The 20757-nt window shown below is 72.4% G+C and carries 21 protein-coding genes; 9 read left to right on the top strand and 12 right to left on the bottom strand.

Features of this window, described 5'->3' with window-relative positions; genetic code table 11:
• Positions 1–22: 22 nt before the first annotated feature.
• The 4 genes from ACTJK8_RS10900 to ACTJK8_RS10885 form a co-directional block, all read right to left on the bottom strand.
• Positions 23–895: a tetratricopeptide repeat protein gene (locus ACTJK8_RS10900; RefSeq protein WP_012318064.1), complete on the bottom strand. Its 873-nt coding sequence runs from the start codon at positions 893–895 to the stop codon at positions 23–25.
• A gap of 334 nt (positions 896–1229) precedes the next feature.
• Positions 1230–2342 carry a 5-(carboxyamino)imidazole ribonucleotide synthase gene (locus tag ACTJK8_RS10895; protein WP_024830809.1) on the bottom strand — a complete coding sequence of 371 codons (1113 nt, stop codon included), beginning with the start codon at positions 2340–2342 and terminating at the stop codon, positions 1230–1232.
• On the bottom strand, positions 2339–2839 hold the full coding sequence (purE, locus tag ACTJK8_RS10890) for a 5-(carboxyamino)imidazole ribonucleotide mutase (protein ID WP_440761921.1): 501 nt from the start codon (positions 2837–2839) through the stop codon (positions 2339–2341). Before purE ends, ACTJK8_RS10895 begins: the two co-directional genes overlap by 4 nt.
• Before the next feature lie 78 nt (positions 2840–2917).
• Positions 2918–3178, bottom strand: a complete 261-nt coding sequence (locus ACTJK8_RS10885) for a YdcH family protein (protein WP_012318067.1) — start codon at positions 3176–3178, stop codon at positions 2918–2920.
• A gap of 131 nt (positions 3179–3309) precedes the next feature.
• Between ACTJK8_RS10885 and ACTJK8_RS10880 the strand changes: the two genes are divergently transcribed.
• Together ACTJK8_RS10880 and ACTJK8_RS10875 are read left to right on the top strand one after the other, a co-directional pair.
• The gene (locus ACTJK8_RS10880) at positions 3310–3492 is read left to right on the top strand and encodes a YdcH family protein (RefSeq protein WP_012318068.1); all 183 of its coding nucleotides are present in this window, start codon (positions 3310–3312) and stop codon (positions 3490–3492) included.
• Between the two features lie 199 nt (positions 3493–3691).
• Positions 3692–5620 (top strand): propionyl-CoA synthetase, encoded by a 1929-nt coding sequence (locus ACTJK8_RS10875; protein ID WP_440761920.1) that lies wholly within the window; start codon positions 3692–3694, stop codon positions 5618–5620.
• A 44-nt stretch (positions 5621–5664) separates the two neighbouring features.
• On the opposite strand, the gene ACTJK8_RS10870 is transcribed toward ACTJK8_RS10875, so the two are convergent.
• Positions 5665–6138 (bottom strand): hypothetical protein, encoded by a 474-nt coding sequence (locus ACTJK8_RS10870; protein ID WP_012318070.1) that lies wholly within the window; start codon positions 6136–6138, stop codon positions 5665–5667.
• 187 nt (positions 6139–6325) lie between these two features.
• On the opposite strand from ACTJK8_RS10870, the gene ACTJK8_RS10865 reads away from it, so the two are divergent.
• Positions 6326–7444, top strand: coding sequence for an NADH:flavin oxidoreductase/NADH oxidase (locus tag ACTJK8_RS10865; protein ID WP_029359928.1), 1119 nt, complete (start codon positions 6326–6328; stop codon positions 7442–7444).
• A 195-nt stretch (positions 7445–7639) separates the two neighbouring features.
• On the opposite strand, the gene ACTJK8_RS10860 is transcribed toward ACTJK8_RS10865, so the two are convergent.
• Entirely contained in the window at positions 7640–8389 is a 750-nt protein-coding gene (locus ACTJK8_RS10860; RefSeq protein WP_012318072.1) for a phosphodiester glycosidase family protein, read from the bottom strand.
• A gap of 230 nt (positions 8390–8619) precedes the next feature.
• On the opposite strand from ACTJK8_RS10860, the gene ACTJK8_RS10855 reads away from it, so the two are divergent.
• The 3 genes from ACTJK8_RS10855 (at position 8620) to ACTJK8_RS10845 (ending at position 11464) form a co-directional block, all read left to right on the top strand.
• Entirely contained in the window at positions 8620–9147 is a 528-nt protein-coding gene (locus ACTJK8_RS10855; RefSeq protein ID WP_440761919.1) for a hypothetical protein, read from the top strand.
• 140 nt (positions 9148–9287) lie between these two features.
• On the top strand, positions 9288–10592 hold the full coding sequence (locus ACTJK8_RS10850; RefSeq protein ID WP_440761918.1) for an MFS transporter: 1305 nt from the start codon (positions 9288–9290) through the stop codon (positions 10590–10592).
• 2 nt (positions 10593–10594) lie between these two features.
• Positions 10595–11464, top strand: a complete 870-nt coding sequence (locus ACTJK8_RS10845; RefSeq protein WP_059408708.1) for an amidohydrolase family protein — start codon at positions 10595–10597, stop codon at positions 11462–11464.
• A 101-nt stretch (positions 11465–11565) separates the two neighbouring features.
• Here the strand turns inward: ACTJK8_RS10845 and ACTJK8_RS10840 are convergent, their stop codons facing one another.
• The 4 genes from ACTJK8_RS10840 to ACTJK8_RS10825 all read right to left on the bottom strand — a co-directional run bounded on the left by ACTJK8_RS10840 (position 11566) and on the right by ACTJK8_RS10825 (position 14396).
• The gene (locus ACTJK8_RS10840) at positions 11566–11763 is read right to left on the bottom strand and encodes a hypothetical protein (RefSeq protein ID WP_012318076.1); all 198 of its coding nucleotides are present in this window, start codon (positions 11761–11763) and stop codon (positions 11566–11568) included.
• A 68-nt stretch (positions 11764–11831) separates the two neighbouring features.
• A complete protein-coding gene (locus tag ACTJK8_RS10835) occupies positions 11832–13151 on the bottom strand; it encodes an MFS transporter (RefSeq protein ID WP_440761917.1) in 1320 nt (439 codons plus the stop codon).
• A 35-nt stretch (positions 13152–13186) separates the two neighbouring features.
• Positions 13187–13822, bottom strand: coding sequence for an esterase/lipase family protein (locus ACTJK8_RS10830; protein ID WP_440761916.1), 636 nt, complete (start codon positions 13820–13822; stop codon positions 13187–13189).
• Between the two features lie 13 nt (positions 13823–13835).
• Positions 13836–14396 (bottom strand): cupin domain-containing protein, encoded by a 561-nt coding sequence (locus ACTJK8_RS10825; RefSeq protein WP_012318079.1) that lies wholly within the window; start codon positions 14394–14396, stop codon positions 13836–13838.
• 167 nt (positions 14397–14563) lie between these two features.
• On the opposite strand from ACTJK8_RS10825, the gene ACTJK8_RS10820 reads away from it, so the two are divergent.
• Together ACTJK8_RS10820 and ACTJK8_RS10815 are read left to right on the top strand one after the other, a co-directional pair.
• Positions 14564–15898 (top strand): aspartate aminotransferase family protein, encoded by a 1335-nt coding sequence (locus tag ACTJK8_RS10820; protein WP_053620888.1) that lies wholly within the window; start codon positions 14564–14566, stop codon positions 15896–15898.
• A 194-nt stretch (positions 15899–16092) separates the two neighbouring features.
• A complete protein-coding gene (locus ACTJK8_RS10815; RefSeq protein ID WP_440761915.1) occupies positions 16093–17154 on the top strand; it encodes an SDR family oxidoreductase in 1062 nt (353 codons plus the stop codon).
• A gap of 113 nt (positions 17155–17267) precedes the next feature.
• Here the strand turns inward: ACTJK8_RS10815 and ACTJK8_RS10810 are convergent, their stop codons facing one another.
• Both ACTJK8_RS10810 and ACTJK8_RS10805 read right to left on the bottom strand, forming a co-directional pair.
• On the bottom strand, positions 17268–18560 hold the full coding sequence (locus ACTJK8_RS10810) for an ArgE/DapE family deacylase (RefSeq protein ID WP_440761914.1): 1293 nt from the start codon (positions 18558–18560) through the stop codon (positions 17268–17270).
• 99 nt (positions 18561–18659) lie between these two features.
• Positions 18660–19562 carry a LysR family transcriptional regulator gene (locus ACTJK8_RS10805; RefSeq protein WP_024830797.1) on the bottom strand — a complete coding sequence of 301 codons (903 nt, stop codon included), beginning with the start codon at positions 19560–19562 and terminating at the stop codon, positions 18660–18662.
• Between the two features lie 124 nt (positions 19563–19686).
• Here ACTJK8_RS10805 and ACTJK8_RS10800 point away from each other — a divergent pair, with 124 nt between their 5' ends.
• The gene (locus ACTJK8_RS10800) at positions 19687–20673 is read left to right on the top strand and encodes an NAD(P)H-dependent flavin oxidoreductase (protein ID WP_116656516.1); all 987 of its coding nucleotides are present in this window, start codon (positions 19687–19689) and stop codon (positions 20671–20673) included.
• Positions 20674–20757 lie beyond the last annotated feature (84 nt).

Genomic DNA, 20757 nt, shown 5'->3' with positions numbered 1-20757 from the left:
GAGGGCGCCGGGATGACCGGGATCAGTTGAACAGCGAGCCGACCCCGCCCTGCACGCGGCCGAGGCCGGCCCGCGCGACGGTGTTGTTGGGGTCGATCGTCGAGGCGCGCTGGTAGTTCTCCATCGCCTCCTTGCGCTGGCCCTGCTTCTCGTAGGCGAGGCCCCGATAGGCCCAGGACGTGGCGTCCTTGGCGTTCACGTTCAGCGCGGCGTTGTAGTCTTCGATCGCCTTCGCGTACTGGTTGGTCGCGATCAGGCTCTGGCCGCGGGCCGCATAGGGCGCGGCCACGAACGGGTCGCGGTCGATGGCGGCGTCGAAATCGGCGATCGCCTGTGTGTCCTGGCCCTGCTTCTGCTTCACGAGGCCGCGGGCGTGATAGGCCTGCGCGGATTCGGGGCTCAGGCGGATCGCGACGTTGAGGTCGTTCAGGGCCTGGTCGAGGTTGCCCTGGGCGCGCTCGACGTTGGCGCGGCCGATATAGGCCGGCCCGTAATTCGGATCGATCCCGATCGCCTTGGAGAAGTCCTGCAGTGCCGGGCCGTCGCGGCCGATCTGGCGGTTCGCGAGGGCGCGGTTGTTGTAGGCGGAGGCGGAGTTCGGATCGAGCTGGATCGCCTTGGTGAAGTCGGCGATGGCGTCGTTGAACTGGCCGGCGCGGGCGTAGGCGGCGCCGCGGGTGTTGTAGGCCGCCGCGTCGTTCGGGTTGCGCTGCACCACCTCGGTCAGGGACGCGATGTTGACGTTCGTGGCGCCGGTCGTGTCCTTCTCCAGGACCGCGTATTGCCGCGGGCCGGCCGCGCTGCCGACGGTCTCGCAGCCCGCGAGGCCGGCGGCCGAGACCAAGGCCGCGCCGATCAGTGCCGTCTTCCGTCCCAGCCGGATGCGTACGTTCATCGCCCCACTCTCCCCGAGGCGTCGCCCGCTCCGCGCGTGCCCGCCCCGCCCCTCACAGTCCAAGAGCCCGCGCCCTGCGCCGGGCACACCCGAAGTCGGGGCACCGTCGCGCATCACGGTGAAGGCCGGCTTAAGAAGCGCCGCGTCGTGCCCCGGCCCCCGCCCGGTCCCGGCGGGACCGAGGCAGTGCGGGCGGACGCGATCGACAGCATTCGGAACCGACCACGGTTCCGTGGAAGCGGCGGGATGTGGCGAAGGTATGGCTCGACCGTCGCGCGGGGCCGCGGACGGCCCTCCGGCGGTCATGCGGCGGCGCTTGTGTGCCTTCGAAGCCTCAGGAACCGGTCGGGCCGGCCCCGAGGCGGGTGACGTGACCCATCTTGCGGCCGGGGCGCGCTTCGCCCTTGCCGTAGAGGTGCAGGTGGGCGCCGGGCTCGGCCAGCAGGGCGTGCCAGTCGTCGGCCTGGGCGCCGATCAGGTTGCGCATCTCGACGGGGAGGCCGCCGACCCGGCCCGGATCGCCCAGCGGCCAGCCGCAGACGGCCCGGACGTGCTGGGCGAACTGCGAGGTCAGCGCCCCCTCGCTGGTCCAGTGGCCGGAATTGTGGACCCGGGGCGCGATCTCGTTGACCACGAGCCGCTCAGCCCCGTCCTCGCGGACGAGGAACATCTCGACGGCCAGCACGCCGACGTAGTCAAGGGCGTCAGCGATCCGCCGGGCGATCTCGACGGCGGCGCGGCCCGTCTCGGCGGACACGCCGGGCGCCGGCACCCGGGTCAGCGCCAGGATGTGGTCGCGGTGTTCGTTCTCGCAGAGGTCGTAGGCCGCGAAGCTGCCGTCGCGCCCGCGCGCGCCGACCACCGAGACCTCGCGCTCGAACGGCACGAAGCCCTCCAGGATCAGCGGCGCGCCGCCGAACTCGGCGAACAGGGCGTTGCGGTCGCCCTCGGCCCGCTCGCGGAGCATGCGCTGCCCCTTGCCGTCGTAGCCGAAGCGGCGGGTCTTGAGCACGGCCGGCAGGCCGATCACCTCGATCGCCCGGTCGAGGTCGTCGGGGGTGTCCACCGCCCGGAACGGCGCCGTCGGGATGCCCAGGCCGTTGATGAACTCCTTCTCGGAGAGGCGGTCCTGCGTGGTCGAGAGCGCCCGCGCGTTCGGGTGCAGGGCGGCGTGCCGGGCCAGCACGTCGGCGGTGGCGTGCGGGATGTTCTCGAACTCGTAGGTCACGACGTCGACGCTGCGGGCGAAATCCGCCAGCGCCGCGGCGTCGTCGTAGGCCGCGCAGGTGGTCCGGGCGGCCACGTCGAAGGCGGGGCTGTCCGCGTCGGGCGCGTAGACATGCGCCTTGAGGCCGTAATCGGCCGCCGCGAGCGCGATCATGCGCCCGAGCTGGCCCCCACCGACGATGCCGAGGGTAGAGCCGGGGCCGAGGATCTTGTCCGTCACGCGTTCTCTTCCGTCACCGGCCGTTCGGCCACCGAGGCGCTCTGGGCCGCGCGCCACGCCTCCAGGCGCTCCGCCAGGCCCGGGTCGGTCAGCGCCAGGACCGCAGCGGCGAGCAGGGCCGCGTTGACGGCCCCGGCCCGGCCGATCGCCAGGGTCCCCACCGGGATGCCAGCCGGCATCTGGACGATGGAGAGCAGGCTGTCCTGGCCGGACAGGGCCTTCGATTCGACCGGCACGCCGAAGACCGGCAGGCGGGTCATCGCGGCCGCCATGCCGGGCAGGTGCGCGGCGCCGCCCGCGCCCGCGATCACGATTTTGAGACCGGCCGCGACCGCGCCCTTGGCGAAGGCCACGAGCCGGTCCGGCGTGCGGTGGGCCGACACGATGCGCGCGTCGTACGGCACGCCGAGCGCGTCGAGCGTCTCGGCGGCATGACGCATGGTCGCCCAGTCGGACTGACTGCCCATGATGATCGCGACCGGAGGAGGCGACGCCATCGTTGATCCCGGCAAAAGAGGGCGCTTACAGGCGGTGCGGGCCGGCGGCAAGGCGGGGCCCGAGGGCGTCCACCGGCATCAGGCGATGATGTCCGGCGTGAGCGCGTCCTCGATGTGGAAGATGCGGTCGCGCAGCGTGAGCTTGCGCTTCTTCAGGCGCTGGATCTGGAGCTGGTCCCCGGCGACGCTGCGCTCCAGCGCCTCGATGGCGCTATCCAGATCCCGGTGCTCCTCGCGCAGCCGCGCCAGCTCGCCCAGGAGATCCGACTGCGCACCCTCACCCGCCTCGTCCGCCATCGTCACCTGAGAACCCGAAGACCGTTCGTCGCCCGAGAGCATGCGTCACGCTCCGGCGCCGGACAAGGCGGCGCGGTAAGCAATCATCAGACTTAGCAGCAGAAAACGCTTCGACAGGTCCGACATCCTGTGCCAATCTCGGTATGTCGAAACGATGACAGGAGATTCGACTCATGTCGCTGCAGACGCATCTGAACCAACTCGCCCGGAAGCACGAAGCCCTCGAGCGCGAGATTCAGGAAGCGATCCACAGACCTTCGGCGAACGACCTCCACATTGCCGAGCTGAAGCGACGGAAACTCCTCCTCAAGGACGAGATCAACAAGCTCCAGGCGGGCAACGACACGTTGCACTGACGCCTGACACGTCCAATCCGATAGCGAATCCGAGCTGACAACCGCCGCACCGGGCGCCCCGGTGCGGCGGTTTTCTCATGGCGGGTCTCGCGCCGCAGCCGGACGCGGCCTTCTCGCCCGGGACCACTCCCGCGCGCCCGAGAATGGGCTACTCTGCGGGCCGCCGCCGGAGAGCGGCCCGTGAGGAAACGCCGAACCGATGACGAGAGCCAGCCTGCCGGGCCGCTACCCGGAGATCTACGAATCGGCCCGCCGCGACCCCGAGGCGTTCTGGCTCGGCGCCGCGCGGGCCCTCGACTGGGCGCGGTCGCCGGAGCGGGCCTTCGCGCCGGATTCCGGCCCCTACGGCCGATGGTTCCCGGACGGCACCCTGAACGCCTGCCACAACGCGGTGGACCGTCACGCCGACGGCGCCCGGGCGGATCAGGTGGCGATCCGCTACGACTCGCCCGTCACCGGGACCAAGCGCAGCATCACCTACCGGGTCCTGCGCGACGAGGTGGCGGTGCTGGCCGCCGTGCTCGCCGATCTCGGCGTCGGCAAGGGCGACCGGGTGATCCTGTACATGCCGATGGTGCCCGAGGCGCTGTTCGGCATGCTGGCCTGCGCGCGGCTCGGCGCGGTCCACTCGGTGGTGTTCGGCGGCTTCGCCGCCAACGAGCTGGCGGTGCGGATCGAGGACGCGGCGCCGAAGGTGGTGCTCGCCGCCTCCTGCGGGATCGAGCCGAACCGCGTGGTCGCCTACAAGCCGCTCCTCGACGCGGCGATCGCGGCCTCGCGGCACAAGCCGGAGGCCTGCCTGATCCTCCAGCGCCCTCAGGGGCCCGCGACCCTCGTCGCGGGACGGGATCGCGACTGGGCCGAGACCGTCGCGGCGGCCCGGGCGGCGGAGCGGCGTGCGGACTGCGTGCCGGTCGCCGCCACCGACCCGCTCTACATCCTCTACACCTCCGGCACGACCGGGAAGCCGAAGGGCGTCGTCCGCGACACCGGCGGCTACCTCGTCGCCCTGGCTTGGTCGATGCCGAACCTCTACGGCGTCCAGCCCGGTGAGACCTACTTCTGCGCCTCCGACATCGGCTGGGTGGTGGGCCACTCCTACATCGTCTACGCGCCGCTCCTGCACGGCTGCACCACGGTGCTGTATGAGGGAAAACCCGTCGGCACGCCCGATGCCGGCGCCTTCTGGCGGGTGGTCGCCGAGTACGGGGTGGTCTGCCTGTTCACCGCGCCGACGGCGCTGCGGGCGATCAAGAAGGAGGACTCGAAGGGCGCCCGGATCGCCGCGTACGACCTCTCGGCCTTCCGCAGCCTGTTCCTGGCGGGCGAGCGCGCCGATCCCGACTCGGTCGCCTGGGCCGAGCGCGTGCTGGACCGGCCGGTCGTCGACCATTGGTGGCAGACCGAGACCGGCTGGCCGATCGCCGGCAACCCGATGGGCCTCGGCCTCCTGCCGGTGAAGCACGGCAGCACCTGCGTGCCGATGCCGGGCTACCGGGTCGAAGTCCTGGACGAGGGCGGCAGGCCGGTTCCGGCGGGGACCATGGGCACCATCGCGATCCGCCTGCCGCTCCCGCCCGGCTGCCTCCCGACCCTGTGGGGCTCGGACGACCGGATGCGGTCGAGCTACCTCGCCACCTTCCCGGGCTACTACGACACGTCGGATGCCGGGGTGATCGACGGGGACGGCTACATCACGGTCCTGGGACGGACCGACGACATCATCAACGTCGCGGGCCACCGCCTGTCCACCGGCGGCATGGAGGCGGTGCTGGCGAGCCACCCGGACGTGGCGGAGTGCGCGGTCATCGGCATCCGCGACGCGCTGAAGGGCGAGGTCCCTTGCGGGTTCGTGGTGCTCAAGGCCGGCGTCGCCCGGCCGACCGAGACGATCGAGCGGGAACTCGTCGCGAAGGTGCGGGACGAGATCGGCCCGGTAGCGGCGTTCAAGCTGGCGCTCACCGTGCCGCGGCTGCCCAAGACCCGGTCGGGCAAGATCCTGCGGGCGACCATGAAGCGCATCGCGGACCACGAGCCCTGGACGATGCCGGCGACGATCGACGACGCGGCCGCCCTCGACGAGATCGGAGACAGTCTGAAGGACCGGGGGATCGGCGCGGCCCGGTAGGCCGCCGGGCCGCGCCGACGGAGCGTCGAGGGCTGCGGCTCGCCTCAGTCCGCGTCGGCGCCGTCGTCGTCGGGGTCGACATCGACCGTCGGCGCCGGCCGCGTCACGGCGGGCACGTAGGCACCCGAGGCGGGACCGGTGGTGACCGAGGCCGGCACGCGCCGCGCGTTCGGCTCGGACGGGATCAGAGTCGCGGTGGCGGCCACGAGGCCGGCGAGGGACCGGACGTCGTCCGGCTGACTTGGATCGCGCGAGATCAGCGTCGCCTCCTGCTTGAGGCGCAGGTTGCAGGCCTGCGAGGGCAATCCCCCCTCCGGCGTGCAGGCGTCGTGACGCGCGCAGGCCGCGTCGAGGGCGTCGATCGGCGGGAGGGGCGCGTTGTTGCCCGGCCCGCAGTAATTGCCGTGGATCAGCATCTTGGGTCCGCCGAAGGCGGCCGGCTGGGCCTGCGCCGCGCCCGCGAGGGCGGCGCAGCCGGCGGCCAGGACGAGCGGGACGGCGAGTTTGGTGAGCATCATCTGGACCTCGGGCGATCTCGCCCCCTCAGGCGGTTCGCGTCGATTGCCGCGATGCGGCGACAGGCCAGGAAACGGGCGGTCACATCCGCAAGTTCCCGCATCGCCTGCCCGCAGAGGTGCTCTGCCGCACCGCACTGGCCGCCGCGCCCGTCCTGGGCCAGAGTGGCCCTTCCACCAGGAGTTGCCGATGACCGCTCGCCTGTTCGAACCGCTGACGCTCGACGCGCTCACGCTCGAGAACCGTATCCTCGTCGCGCCGATGTGCCAGTACTCGGCGCGGGACGGCGAGGCGACCGACTGGCACATGATGCACCTCGGTCAGCTCGCCATGTCGGGGGCGGGCCTGCTGACCCTGGAGGCCACCGCGGTCTCTCCGGAGGCGCGGATCACCGCCTGGGATCTCGGCCTCTACAACGACGGCTGCGAGCGGGCGCTGGGTCGGGTGCTCGACGCCGTGCGCGAGTACGCGCCGATCCCGGTCTGCATCCAGATCGCCCATGCCGGGCGCAAGGCCTCGAGCGAGGCGCCCTGGGCCGGCGGCCAGCAGATTCCGCCGGAGCACGCCTACGGCTGGCGCACCGAGGCGCCCTCGGCGGTCGCCCACGGCGAGGGCGAGGTCCCGCCCCACGCCCTCGACGCCGCCGACCTGAAGCGCGTCCGCGACGCGTTCGTGGCCACCGCCAAGCGGGCCGTGCGCCTCGGCATCGAGGCGGTGGAGCTGCACGGCGCCCACGGCTATCTGCTGCACCAGTTCCTGTCGCCGATCGCCAACAAGCGGACGGACGCGTACGGCGGCAGCCTCGCGAACCGCATGCGCTTCCCCCTCGAGGTCTACGACGCGGTGCGCGATGTCGTGCCCGCCGGCAGCCCGGTCTGGCTGCGGGTCTCGGCCACCGACTGGGTCGAGGACGGCTGGGACCTGGACGAGACCATCGAGCTGGCCCAGGCGCTCAAGCGGGCCGGGTCGCCGGCGCTCCACGTCTCCACGGGCGGCGTCTCGCCGAAGCAGGCGATCAAGCTCGGGCCGGGCTACCAAGTGCCCTACGCCGAGCGGATCAAGGCGGAGACCGGCCTCACCACGATCGCGGTGGGGCTGATCACCGAGGCGCACCAAGCGGAGACGATCCTGCAGGAGGGCAAGGCGGACGCGATCTCGCTCGCCCGCGCCATGCTGTACGATCCGCGCTGGCCCTGGCACGCGGCGGCCGAGCTCGGCGCCCGGGTGCGCGCGCCCAGGCAGTACTGGCGCTCGCAGCCGCGGGAGTACAAGGACCTGTTCAAGGACACGGCCTTCGGCCAGCGCTGAGGGCGGCCGCCGCGCCTGGAACGGCCGGCGGCGGACGAGCCGCGGCGGGTGCTCCGTCGCCGGCCGACCGCACCGTCGTTCCGAGCGCCGCGGGCGAGCCCGCGATGGCGGTGCGGGCGTCGTCTGAGCCAGCCTGATCGCGGGATCGGGATCGAGGGCCAACCCGCCGCAGTCACGCAAGCCCGGAACCGCCCCTCAGCGCGGCAGAGCCCCGACCAGAGGCCCGAGCGGCCGGCTGATGTCCGAGCGGCCGAGATTCGGCGCGTAGAGGCTGGAGACCGAGCCGTCGAGGAACAGGGCGTTGCGGCAGCCGAGATCGTCGCGGAACAGCCGCGCGAAGGCCCCGAAGGTCACCGGGCGCTCGGAGATCGCGAAGATCGCCACATGCCCGTCGCCGGGCACGCCGACGCCGTTGCGGATCTTCTGGCTCGGCCCGTCGGCGGCGATCTTCGGGTGGATCTGGCCGTCGATCACCAGCATCGGCCCGGACTGCGTGGCGAAATCCGGCCGGATCTTCGCCCGCAGATAGCGGGCCGTGTCGACCACCCCGGCGCGCTCACCCTTCACCCAGAAGATGCCGTTGGGCTTCAGGTGGAAGTTGCCCGGCCCGTCGGTCGTGGAGACGCGCTTCAGCTCGTGCCCGTCCTCGACGTAGAGGCCGACCGGCGCCTGGTCCTTGTCGTACATCCCGGCGTTCATCGCGAAGGCGAGGCGGCCGCCCTGCTTCTCGGCGAGGGTGCCGAGGGCGCCGTAGGGCTTGCCGTCGTCCTGGAGCCAGAACAGCCGCAGCCGCTGCTTCCGAAGGTCGATGGTGCAGACCGTGAAGGTCTCACCCTGGGCCTCGACCGCCCGGCAGGGCTCGGCGGCGGCCGGAGAGGCCGCCCGGGCCGGGGCCGCGAGGGCGAGCAGCACGATCAACAAGGCGTGAGCCGGGCGCAGCATCATCATTCGTTCCATGCCGATCGGAAGACGCGATTCGGGGACGGCGAAGCTCGATCGGCGCGCCCTTCGCTCCGGAAAGCGGCGAATTTCGTGCCCGAGGGCGCCGGGATGAAGCTGGATGGGTCCGAATGGGTCCGGATGCGTCTCGCGGCCGCGCCGCGGGCGGGGCTGGACCGTTTTCCCGATTCGGGCGTTCTTAGCCGCAGAGGGCGTGTTTCCACGGAGATGACGTGATGAAGGGTGCAGTGCTCGGCTCGGCCCTGCTGGCGGCGGGTGCTCTGGCCTTGGCGCCGGCCAGCGCGGACGCGCGCGGTTTCGGCGGCGGCGGCTTCCACGGCGGCGGCTTCGGCGGCGGCTTCCACGGTGGCGGTTTCGGCGGCGGCTTCCGGGGCGGCGGGTTCGGGGGATTCCGCAACGGCGGCTTCGGCGGCGGCTTCCGCGGTGTCGGTTTCCGTCCGGGCGGCTTCGGCTACGGCCGCGGCTTCTACGGGCGGGGTTACGGCTGGCGCGGCGGCTACGGCTATCGCGGCGGCTACGGCTACGGACTCGGCGGCCTGGGCCTCGGCGTCGGGCTCGGCCTCGCGGCCGGCAGCCTCTACGGCGGCTACGGATACGGCTACCCGGGCTACGGTTACGGTGGCTACTACGCCCCGGCGGCCTACGATTACGGCTACGGCTACGGCGGCGGCTGCTACACGGTCCCGCGGGTGCGCTGGACGCCCTACGGCTACCGCCGGGTGCTGGTCGAGCGCTGCTACTGAGCGTCGATCGACCGCCAAAAAGAACGGGACAGGCCGCCTCCGGGCGGCCTTTTCCTTTCCTGTTCCTTGCGTGACCCGCCGCATCGTTGGACAGCTCTGCCTGGGACGCTGATACTGGTATCGGGCGGCGGGAGGCGGTGATGAGTTCAGCAACCGGACAGGGGCGCACGGGCGTGGACGCGGTCGAGATCCGCGACGCCAGCCTCTCCGCCTTCTACCGATCGATGACGCCGCCGGAGCGGCACACCTTCTGGGCCTGCGCCGCCGGCTGGTGCCTCGACGGCATGGACTTCATGATCTACCCGCTGGTGATCGGGACGATCATGGCGCTGTGGCACGTCGATGCCGGCACGGCCGGGCTCGCCGCCACGGTGACGCTGCTGGCCTCGGCGCTCGGCGGCTGGCTCGCGGGCTTCGTCGCCGACCGGATCGGCCGGGTGCTGACCCTGCAGATCACGATCCTCTGGTTCTCGCTGTTCTCCCTGCTCTGCGCCTTCGTGCAGAACTTCGAGCAGTTGCTCATCGCGCGGGCGCTGCTCGGCCTCGGCTTCGGCGGCGAGTGGGCGGCCGGCGCGGTGCTGATCGGCGAGACGATCCGGGCCGAGTATCGCGGCCGTGCGGTGGGCTCCGTCCAGTCCGGCTGGGCGATCGGCTGGGGCCTCGCGGTCCTGTCGCAGGCGGTGCTGTTCTCGGTCCTGCCGCCCGAGACCGCGTGGCGCTGGATGTTCGCGGTGGGCGCCCTGCCGGCGCTGCTGGTCTTCTACCTGCGCCGCTACGTGAAGGAGCCGGAGGTCGCCGCCGAATCCCGCGCGCGGGCCGCCGCCACGGGCGACCGGCCGCAGATCTGGGAGATCTTCTCCGGTCCGATCCTCAAGACGACGCTGCTCGCCTCGCTGGCGGCGGCGGGCTGCCAGGGCGGCTACTACGCGATCACCACCTGGGTGCCGCGCTTCCTCACCACCGAGCGCAACCTGTCGATCGTGTCGTCAACCGGCTACCTCGCGGCCCTGATCATCGGCTCGTTCACCGGCTACCTCGTGGGCGCGTGGCTCGCCGACCGGCTCGGGCGGCGGCCGCTGTTCCTGATCTTCTCGCTGGGCGCCATCGCGGTGATCGTCGCCTACACGCAGATCCCGCTCTCGAACGGGGTGCTGTGGGTGCTGGGCTTCCCGCTGGGCTTCTTCGCCTCCGGCTACTTCTCCGGCATGGGCGCCTTCCTGACCGAACTGTACCCGACCCGCCTGCGCGGCTCGGGGCAGGGGTTCTGCTACAATTTCGGCCGCGGCATCGGCGCGCTGTTCCCCGCGCTGGTCGGCTACCTCGCGGAGCGCGCCGGCCTCGCCTCCGCCATCGCGATCTTCGCGGCCGTGGCCTACGGGATCTTCTTCCTGGCGGCCTTCGCGCTGCCCGAGACGCGCGGCAAGGTCCTCCACGCGGATAGCTGATCATGCCCGAGATCCGAGACTGCCCCGCCCCGGACCCGCATCCGGAAGGCCCGACCCGCTACGCCGTGCCGGACGGCGCGGTCGACACGCACGCCCACGTCATCGGCCTGCCGCCGGCCTACCCGCTGGTGGCGGACCGGAGCTACACGCCCCCGGCGGCGCCGGCCGATCAGTACCTCGCGATGCTCGACGGGACCGGCATGGCCAACGGCGTGCTGATCCAGGTCAGCGTGCACGGCACCGACAACCGGCTGATGGTCGAGACGCTGCGCGCTCACCGGCAACGCCTGCGCGGCGTCGCGGTGATCCCGCTCGGCCTGCCCGACGCGGAGCTCGCCGCGCTCAAGGAGGCCGGCGTCGTCGGCCTGCGCCTCAACGTCCTGTTCGGCGGCGGGGTCGGGCTCGACGCGGTCGAATCCTACGGGGCGCTCGCCCGCGAGATGGGCTGGCACCTCCAGTTCCTGCTCGATGCCCGCGATCTGCCGCCGATCGCCGGCCGCCTGTCGCGGCTGCCGGTGCCGCTGGTGTTCGACCATATGGGCCACATGCCGACCTCGGCGGGGGTGGACCATCCGGGCTTCCGGGCGCTGCTCGGCCTCGTCGGCGACGGGAACTGGGTCAAGCTCTCGGGCGCGTTCCGGGATTCCGTGACCGGGCCGCCCTACGCGGACACGATCCCCTTCGCCCGGGCGCTCAACGACGCCGCGCCGGAACGCTGCCTCTGGGGCTCGGACTGGCCGCACGTGGCCGCCTGGGACGGGCCGCCGCGGACGACGGCGCTCCTCGACCTGATGGCGGACTGGGTGCCGGACGCGGACAGGCGCCGGATGGTGTTCGTCGACAACCCGCGGCGGCTTTACGGCTTCGCGTAGGGGCGGGCGTTCGAGAAGCTCCGCAGAGCCCGCTGTCCTCGCGAGCGCAGCGAAGCGATCCAGGGTCGCGCGAGGCCCGGAAAGCGGGGGCGGCGTTTCCGTCAGACCCGCCGGTCGACGCTCAGCCCCTGTCCGGAGGGGGCCGGCGGGCCGGCGCTCGCCGCCTGGGCGGCGCTGTCCGCCACGAGGCCGGCGACCGCCTTGTCGGCCGAGAGCTGCTGCTTGGCGACGGCGATGCCGATCTGCTGGTTCTGGGACGAACCCAGCATCTGGACGGCGGCTGCGGCGATCGAATCCATGACGCCGACCCTAGACCTCCGATCTGAATCCGGCGTTACCCGGATCCGGCGCCTTCGACCGGTCGCGCTCACCCGTCCAGGAAGCCCCGCTGCCGCGCCCGGTAGCCGCTGATCGCCGTGACGCACAGGAACGACACGCCGGCGAGGCACGTCCCGAACACCGCGATCGGCCACCAGTGGCCCTGAAAGCGCTCGGCCAGCACCGTGCCGACGATCGGGGTGAGACCGCCGGCGAGGGCGCCGCAGAACTGGTAGGCGATGGAGATCGCCGTGTAGCGCACCCGCGTCGGGAAGGCGCCCGCGAGGTAGCCGGCGATCACCGCGTAGAAGGTCGCGCTGCCGATGACGTTGAGGGCGAGGCCCAGCACGATCAGCGGCACCGACTTGGTCTCGACCAGCCAGAACAGCGGGTAGGGGGCCAGCATCGCCCAGACCAGCGTCCCCTGGAGGAACAGCCGCTCGTTGCGGATCACCTCCGCGATCCGGGCGCCCACCGGGGTCATCACCAGCTGGACCACGGCGGCGATCAGCAGGGCGTCGAGGATCGTCGCCCGCGCGATGCCGAGGTACTGCGTGGTGAACGCGATCATGAAGGTGTTGAACAGGTAGACCGAGGCGATCGCGAAGGTGTTGGCGCCGGCCGCCAGCAGGACTGGCTTGAGGTAGGCCGTCAGCACCTCGCGCACGGGGGCCGGCGGCGGTCCGCCCGCGGCCTGGGCCCTCTCGAAGGCCGGCGATTCCGCGACCCCGAGGCGGATCGCCAGCCCCACGAACAGCAGCAGGATGCTCACCAGGAACGGCACCCGCCAGCCCCAGGTCAGGAAGCTCTCCTTGTCGAGCAGGCCCGCGAGGCGGAAGGCCAGCAGCGACAGGATCTGCCCGGCCGGGCTGCCGAGCTGCGCGAAGGAGGCGAAGAAGGTGTTGCGCCCGGCCGGCGCGTGCTCGGCGGCCATCAGCACGGCGCCGCCCCACTCGCCGCCGACCGCGAGCCCCTGGATCAGCCGCAGGACCACCAGCATCACCGGCGCCCACAGGCCGACCGAGGCGTAGGTCGGCAGAAGCCCGATGCACGAGGTGGCGATGCCCATCATCACGAGCGTCGCCACCAGGGCGCGCTTGCGCCCGAACCGGTCGCCGAGATGCCCGAAGATCAGGCCGCCGAGCGGCCGGGCCAGGAAGCCCACCGCGAAGGTGCCGAAGGCCGAGAGCGTGGCGATGTAGGGCGATTCGGCCGTGAAGAAGAGCGGCCCGAACACCAGGGCCGCCGCGGTGCCGTAGATGAAGAAGTCGTACCACTCGATCGTGGTGCCCACGAAGGCCGCCAGCGCCGCGCGCGCCGACTGGTTCTGTCCGGGCCCGGCGGCCGGGGCGGCTGTGGTGACGGCCATCGATCCTCGCGCGTAACGGTATTTTGAATTCACGGTTACGCGGCGAAGGCCCCCGTCGCAAGGAACCGCACCGTCTGCGCGATCACGGTCGGATGGTTCATCATCAGGGCGTGGCTGACGGGCAGGACCAGATGCCCGTGCAGGCCCGGGATCCCGGTGCGGGCGACGCTCACCCGCCCGTCGTTCGGCCGGGGCAGCATCAGCCAGCCGACCGGATCGATGCTGCGCGTGCCGGCGATGACGCCGATCGGGTAGTCCGGATCGGGCCAGACCGGCACCGTCGCGGTCCCGAGCGACAGCGCGGCCGGCCCGAGCAGGCGGCGATAGAGCCCGACATGCCGCAGCCGGTCCGCGATCTCGCTGCCGCGGTTGGGCGGTCCGAGCATTACGAGGCGGCCGAACCGTTCGGGGCGCGCATCCGCGATCAGACTCCGCGCGAGGAGACCGCCCATCGAGTGCCCGACGAAATGCACGGCGCCCGCCGTCGCGCCAGCGATCGCGGCGACCTGCGGGCGGAGCGTCGCCGTCAGGGTGGGCAGGTCGTGCCGGGTCGAGGGATAGTCGAGCGCGAACACCCGGTAGCCCTCCGCCGTCAGGGCCGAGCGCATCCGGGCGAGCGAGGCGGCTCTTCGCCCCAGACCGTGCAGGAGGACGACGCTGTCGCTCGGCATGGGATCGGCGCGGTCAGAAGCTCGGCGGCGTGCAGGCGCTCACCACCTCACAGGGATTGGGCCCGACGCAGCGGAACCGGTGCGGGCGGCGGCTGTCGAAGCTGTAGGCGTCGCCGGGGCCGAGGATCCGGCGCTCGGCATCCACCGTCACCTCCAGGCGCCCGGAGAGCACGATCCCGCCCTCCTCGCCCTCGTGCGAGAGCGGCACCCGGCCGGTATCGGCGCCGGGCTCGTAGCGCTCCTTGAGGATCTGGAGCTTGCGCCCGAACAGGCTGTCGCCGACCTGCCGGTACGAGATCGCCCCCTTGGCGGCCCGGCGGCCGATCTCCGTGAGCTCCTCGGCGGCGAAGAACGCCTTGCGCTCCGGCTCGGGCTCCAGGGCGAAGAACTCGGCCATGCCGATCGGCACGCCGTCGAGGATCCGCTTCAGGGCGCCCACCGACGGGTTCACCCGGTTGGCCTCGATCAGCGAGATCGCGGAATTGGTCACCCCGGCGCGCTTGGCGAGCGTCCGCTGCGACAGGCCGTGGCGGGCCCGAACGAAGCGCAGGCGCGCGCCGACATCGATGCTCATCCGGCTCAGGCCCGTTTCAGGTGTTGCGGATCCCGCAACGGTGCCACCCGCGGCCCCGATCCTGCAAGGGGTTGGCGGCGACCAGAAAAGGACTTGTTGCCCGATCGGCGAAGGTGTCCCCTGGTCCCGCCGCCCGATCCGCGCCGCCTGCCCCGGAGAACCGCCCCATGACCGACCATCCGCTCCGCAATACGCCCGCGATGGACGCCTTCTGGATGCCGTTCACGGCCAACCGCCAGTTCAAGGCGGCGCCGCGCCTGCTCGTGTCGGCCGAGGGCATGCACTACACCGCCGACGACGGCCGCAAGGTCCTCGACGGCTCCGCGGGCCTCTGGTGCGTCAACGCCGGCCACGGGCGGCGGGGCATCGCCGCAGCGGTGGAGCGCCAGCTCGCGACCCTCGACTTCGCCCCGACCTTCCAGATGGGCCACCCCATCGCGTTCGAGTTTGCCGAGCGGCTGGCCGAGATCGCCCCGGGCGGCCCCGGCAAGCGCCTCGACCGGGTGTTCTTCACCAATTCCGGCTCGGAATCGGTCGACACCGCCCTCAAGATCGCGCTCGCCTACCAGCGGGCAATCGGGCAGGGGACCCGCACCCGGCTGATCGGCCGCGAGCGCGGCTACCACGGCGTCGGCTTCGGCGGCCTGTCGGTCGGCGGCATCGTGTCGAACCGGCGGGTCTTCCCGCAGCTCAACGGCACCGACCACCTGCGCCACACCCACGATCCGGCCCGCAACGCCTTCGTGAAGGGCCAGCCCGAGCACGGCGCGGAGCTCGCCGAGGATCTGGAGCGGCTGGTGGCGCTCCACGGGGCCGAGACCATCGCGGCCTGCATCGTGGAGCCGGTGGCGGGCTCCACGGGCGTGCTGATCCCGCCGAAGGGCTACCTCGAGCGCCTGCGCGAGATCTGCACGAAGCACGGCATCCTGCTGATCTTCGACGAGGTCATCTCGGGTTTCGGCCGCCTCGGCGCGCCGTTCGCGACCGACTTCTTCGGCGTCGTCCCCGACCTCGTGACCAGCGCCAAGGGCCTGACCAACGGCACGGTGCCGATGGGCGCGGTCTTCGCGAGCCGCGCGGTCCACGACGCGCTGATGCAGGGCCCGGACGGGATCGAGCTGTTCCACGGCTACACCTATTCCGGGCACCCGATCGCCTGCGCGGCTGGCCTCGCGACGCTCGACATCTACCGGGAGGAGGGGCTCCTCACCCGCGTCGCCGACATCGCCGACGACTGGGCGGCGGCGATGCACGACCTGCGCGGGCGCAAGAACGTCGTCGATATCCGCACCATCGGGCTCGTCGCCGGCATCGAGCTGGCGCCGCGGCCGGACGCGGTGGGCAAGCGCGCCTACGAGGTGTTCGTAGACTGCTTCGAGCGCGGCCTGCTCACCCGCGTGACCGGCGACATCATCGCGCTGTCGCCGCCGCTGATCATCGAGCGCGGCCAGATCGGCGAGATCGTCGAGATCCTCGGCGCGGCGATCGACCGGGTCGCCTGAGGCCCCCTCCGTCCTCGCGAGCGTAGCGAAGCAATCCAGGGTCGCGTCGCTGCGCTCGCGATGACGGGAGAGGTCTCGCGAGCACACAACCCTTGCGCGGCGCACAGGCGTCCCCGCTGCCCGGCGGGGTTGTCGCAGCACCGCCTGTGCCCATCTGCCCCGGACCCGGATTTGGGCCGGGCGCGAGGGTTTCCATGTCGAACACCGCCCTGATCGTCGGCGCCAGCGGGATCGTCGGCAGCGCCACCGCGGCGCTGCTCCAGCAGGAGGGCTGGCGGGTCGCGGGCCTCGCGCGCCGTCCGGTGGCCCAGGCGGGCGTCGAGCCGGTGGCCGGCGACCTGCAGGACCCGGCCTCGCTGGAGAAGGCGCTGGCCGACCTCGCTCCGACCCACGTGTTCCTCGCGACTTGGCAGCGGCGCCCGACCGAGGCGGAGATGATCCGCGTGAACCGCGCGATGGTCGAGAACCTGCTGGACGCGCTCCGCCCGAAGGGGAGCGTCCGCCACGTCGCCCTGGTCACCGGGCTCAAGCACTATCTCGGCCCGTTCGAGGCCTACGGCAAAGGCAAGCTCCCGCAGACGCCGTTCCGCGAGGACCAGGGCCGCCTCGACATCGAGAATTTCTACTACGCCCAGGAGGATGCCGTCTTCGCGGCCGCCGCCCGCGACGGCTTCGCCTGGAGCGTCCACCGCCCGCACACGATCATCGGCAAGGCGGTGGGCAACGCCATGAACATGGGCACGACGCTCGCCTGCTACGCCACCCTGTGCCGGGAGCTGGGGCGCCCGTTCCTCTTCCCGGGCTCGGCCGCGCAGTGGAACGGGCTCACCGACATGACCGACGCGCGGCTTCTCGCCCGCCAGCTGCTCTGGGCGTCCACGGAGCCGAGGGCCGCCAACGAGGCGTTCAACGTCGTCGACGGCGACGTCTTCCGCTGGAGCTGGATGTGGGGCCGGATCGCCGCCTGGTTCGGGATCGAGGCGGTGCCGTTCGACGGCACGCACCGGCCGCTCGAGCCGCGGATGGCGCAGGACGGCCCGGCCTGGGCGGAGATCGCGCAGCGCTACGGGCTGGCCGAGCCGAACCTCGAGAAGCTGGCTTCCCCCTGGCACACGGACGCCGATCTCGGCCGGCCGATCGAGGTCGTCACCGACATGAGCAAGAGCCGCCGCCTTGGCTTCACGGCCTACCAGCCGACCGACGACGCATTCTACGACCTGTTCGCCCAGCTCCGGGCGGACCGGCTGATCCCCTGACGGAGAACACCACGGTCATCGCGAGCGCAGCGAAGCGACCCAGGGATGCACGACGCCCGTGAGCGCAGCGCTGCCGTGGATTGCTTCGCTGCGCTCGCAGAGACGGCGGCGGATCAGGAGACCTTGCGCTCCGTCCCGCACCACTCGGCCACGAACAGCGCCATGGTGGTCGTGATCCGCTTCACCGAGGCGAGGCTCACGCGCTCGTCGAAGCCGTGGATGTTCTGGGAGGTCGGGCCGTAGCAGAGGGCCGGCACCCGGTCGTAGAGGGCGTGGACGCGAGTATCGAGGTAGCCCGCCGTCATGAAGCTCTGGAGCGGCGATCCGATCGCCCGCTCGTGGGCCCGGCCGAGCACCGCCTCGGCCTCCGAGCCCGCCTCCAGCACGTAGCCCTCGGCGAAGAAGCCGTTGAACACCACCCACGGCGGGCTGTTGGCCAGGAACGGGTCAGTGCGGGAGAAGGACGCCACCGCGGCCTCGATCTCGGCGGCGGCCTGCGCGGCGGTGACGCCCGGGTAGAGCGCGACCCGGCAGTGGATCCGGCACCAGGCCGGGACCGAGGAGGCCCAGTCGCCGCCCTCGATCTTGCCGATGTTGAGGTTGATCGGGTGGTCCTCGGTCTCGAAATGCGGGTGCGCGGCCTTCTCGGCGTTCCAGCGGGCCTCGACCTCGCGCAGCGCGCCGATCACCCGGTAGGTGGCGTCGATGGCGTTGGCGCCCGCGCCCATCTCGCGGACGTGGACCGGCACGCCCCGGACCTCGACGGTGAACCACAGCACGCCGGTATTGGCGCGCACGAGCTTCTCGTCCTCGGGCTCGGGGATCAGCACGGCGTCGGCCCGGTAGCCGCGCAGGTGGGTCATCAGGGCGCCGTTGCCGGTGGATTCCTCCTCGACCACGGACTGCACCGTCACCGAGGCCGCTGGCTGCAGGCCGAGCCGGGCCAGGGCGTCGAGGGCGAACAGGTTGGCGGCGTGGCCGGCCTTCATGTCGCCGGCGCCGCGGCCGTACATCCAGTCGCCCTGGATCACGGGGTCGAAGGGTCGATGGGTCCAGAGGTCGAGGGGACCCGGCGGCACCACGTCGACATGGGCCTGCAGGATCAGCGAGCGCCCGGTCTCGGTGCCCGGCCGGTGGTGGCAGACGACGATCGGCGCGTCCGAGTGGTGCGCGTCGTCGATCTTCGAGCCGCCCGGATGGGCCGCGATGGCGCCGCGGTCCATGGCGAAGCGCTCGGTGGCGTAGCCGCGGGCGCGGAACTGCTCGAACACGTAATCCTGGCAGGCATGCTCCTCCCCGCGCAGGGAGGCGAACCGGACGAGCGCCTGCGTGTGGGCGACCTGATCGGCGAAGCCCTCCGCCACGGAGGCTTCGATCTCGGCGGCGAGGGTGGGGTCGAGGGCCATGGGAACTCCGAACCGTCTGCGGCCGGGAGGAAGCGCCCGGGCTCGGGCCGCTGTCAACCGGCGGTTGTCAAGGGCACGGTCCGTGCCGGAACCGAGGCCCTAGGGCGAATCCGACGGCGAATCCGGGAAGGCCGCCCGGACCTGCTCGGCGAACCGCGCGAAGGCCGCGCTCGGCCGGACGTCGGCGCGGTGGACCAGCAGGGTCGGGGCGTGCCCGTCCCCGTCGGGCACGGGGTGGAGCGAGACGCGGCCGGCGCGGTGCGCCGGGTCCGCCACGCCCCGCGGAACCAGGGTCACGCCCAGGCCGGCCGCCACGCAGCCGAGGATGCCGTCGAGGGTACCGAACTCCATGCGCCGCACGTGCACGAGGCCCTGGCGGGCCAGAAAATCCTCCAGGCGCCTCCGGTACGAGCAGCCGGCCCGGAACACGAGCACCTTCGCGTCGCGCGCCCGGGCCAGCCGGTCGAGCAGCGCCGCGAGGTCGCCGACGGCCGGGTGCGCCACCAGCACCAGCTCCTCCGTGAAGACCGGGATCCCCACGAGGTCGGCCTGCGCGACCGGGCCGGCCACGAAGGCCCCCTCCAGGCTCCGGTCGAGGACCCGGGCGATCAGCCGCTCGGTCGGGCCGGTCTCCAGCTCGATGTCCACGTCCGGGTGGCGCGCGGCGAAGTCGGCGAGCGGGCCGGGCAGGCGCAGGGCCGCGGTCGTCTCCATGGCGCCGATCCGCAGCGGTCCGCGGGGTTCGCCCTCGGCCAGCAGGGCGTGCCGCGCCTCCGCGAGCAGTTGCCCGACCTGGAGGGCGTAGGGCAGGAGCCGCTCCCCGGCCCGGGTCAGCGTCACTCCGCGGCTGCCGCGGTGGAACAGCGGCACGCGCAGGGCCTGCTCCAGGGCGCGGATCCGGCCGGTGACGTTGGACTGGACGGTGTTGAGCCGTGCCGCCGCCCGCCCGATGCCGCCGGTCTCGGCCACCGCCGCGAAGAACATCAGGTCGGTGCTGTTCATGCCATCTGCTTTTCCGATGCCTTCCTTCTGAAGGAATCATTTTTTCCGCATCGTACGGATCGTTAAGGCCGGACGGGCGGCGCGCGCAACCGCGCGACCGAGACGCTCCGCGGGGAGGAGACCCATGGCCTTGAGGACCAGACTCACCGACGCCTTCGGGCTCCGGCACCCGATCGTGCTGGCCCCCATGGACCCGGCCTCGGGGGGCGCCCTCGCGGCGGCGGTGAGCGCCGCCGGCGGCCTCGGCCTGATCGGCGGCGGCTACGGCGACCACGCGACCCTCGACCGGGAATTCGCCCGCACGGGCAATCAGCGGGTCGGCTGCGGCTTCATCACGTGGTCCATGGCCCGGGACCCGTCGCTCCTCGACGCGGCGCTCGCCCGGTCGCCCGCGGCCCTGATGCTCTCCTTCGCGGATCCCGCGCCGTTCGCGGACCGGATCCGCGCCGCCGGCGTGCGGCTGATCTGCCAGGTGCACACCCTGGCGCAGGCCCGGCGCGCCCTGGAGGTCGGCGCGGCCGTGGTGGTGGCGCAGGGGACGGAGGCCGGCGGCCACGGCCTCACCGCCCGCGGCACCGCGGCGTTCGTGCCGGCGGTCGCCGACCTGATCGCCCGCGAGCGCCCCGAGACGCTGCTCCTCGCGGCGGGCGGCATCGCGGACGGGCGCGGTCTCGCCGCCGCCCTGGCGCTGGGCGCCGACGGTGTCCTGATGGGGACGCGGTTCTGGGCGACGCGGGAGGCGCTGATCCACCCGGCCGCGAAGCAGCGGGTTCTCGCCGCCACCGGCGACGACACGGTCCGCACGCGGGTCTACGACATCGCCCGCCAGCGGGCTTGGCCGGCGCCCTATACCGGCCGGCTCCTGCGCAACGCGTTCATCGAGACGTGGCACGGCCGCGAGGACGCGTTGCGCGCGGCCTCGGCCGAGCGGCGCCGGGACGTGGAGGATGCCGACGCGGCGGGCGATTACGACGTCGCCAACGTCACGGTCGGCGAGGCCGTCGGCCTGATCGACGACCTGCCGGGCGCCGGCGACCTGGTCGGGCGCATCGCCGAGGAGGCCGAGGCCGCGATCCGCCGGGTCTCAGCCATCGCCGCGCCCGCGCCGTGAGGGCGTCGCGGGGACGCTCAGCAAAGCGTGACTACGCAGGGGCACGACGGGCCGGAACCTCGGTGTTGCCGGGGCTTTAGCGTG

Origin of the sequence: Methylobacterium sp. 22177 (assembly GCF_052045615.1) — a bacterium.
Lineage (GTDB): Bacteria > Pseudomonadota > Alphaproteobacteria > Rhizobiales > Beijerinckiaceae > Methylobacterium > Methylobacterium radiotolerans.
This window is presented reverse-complemented; position numbering and strand designations above follow the sequence as displayed.